Here is a 985-nt window from a genome sequence, read left to right on the forward strand (position 1 = left end):
TGAACCGCCCCGGGATTGCCGGAGGCTCCAACTCTTGAGAAGGTGGAGCCATGACGAGCAAGACAACGAACAAGTTTTCACCCGAGGTCCGGGCGCGTGCGGTTCGGATGGTTTTGGATCACGCGAGTGAGCATCCCTCGCGCTGGGCGGCGGTGACGTCGATTGCGGCCAAGATCGGCTGCACGCCGCAGACGCTGCATGACTGGGTCAAGAAAGCTGAAGTCGACAGCGGGCAGCGGGCTGGCGTTCCGACCGACATGGCCGAGAAGCTGAAGGCGCTCGAGCGGGAGAACCGGGAGCTTCGGCAGGCCAACGAGATTCTGCGCAAGGCAAGCGCTTATTTTGCGATGGCGGAGCTCGACCGCCGGTCCAAGCCATGATCGCCTTCATCGACGATCATCGTGGGGCGCATGGGGTCGAGCCGATCTGCAAGGTCCTGCCGATCGCCCCCTCGACCTATCACGCCCATGTGGCCAAGCGGCGGGATCCCGCCAGGCTGTCGGCGCGCGCCAGGCAGGATGTTGCGCTGAAGATCGAGGTCCGGCGCGTCTTCGATCAGAACTTCCGCGTCTACGGCGCGCGCAAGGTCTGGCGGCAGCTCAAACGTGAGGGCTTCGATGTTGCCCGTTGCACGGTGTCGCGACTGATGCGGGATATGGGTTTGCAAGGGGTCATCCGCGGCAAACCCGTCAAGACCACGATCAGCGACAAGGCTGCGCCATGCCCGCTGGATCACGTCAACCGCCAGTTCAAGGCGCCAAGGCCAAACGTCCTTTGGCTCTCCGACTTCACCTATGTCGCGACCTGGACCGGCTTCGTCTACGTCGCCTTCGTCATCGACGCCTATGCCCGCAGGATCGTGGGCTGGCGAGCCTCTCGCACGGCGCATGCAGGCTTCGTGCTCGATGCGCTGGAGCAGGCACTGCATGATCGACGGCCGGTCCATCGTAGCGGGCTGGTGCACCACAGCGACAGGGGCAGCCAA

1 pseudogene and 1 other annotated feature are annotated in these 985 nt (G+C 64.2%); the pseudogene reads left to right on the top strand.

The window, feature by feature from the left end:
* Positions 1-50: 50 nt before the first annotated feature.
* Positions 51-985: pseudogene (locus IVB27_RS41025) on the top strand (IS3 family transposase); the annotation flags it as partial.
* Positions 335-451 (top strand) — a sequence feature (AL1L pseudoknot). (Overlaps the previous pseudogene by 117 nt.)

It is taken from the genome of Bradyrhizobium sp. 197, from assembly GCF_023073375.1.
In the GTDB taxonomy this organism is placed as follows: Bacteria; Pseudomonadota; Alphaproteobacteria; order Rhizobiales; family Xanthobacteraceae; genus Bradyrhizobium.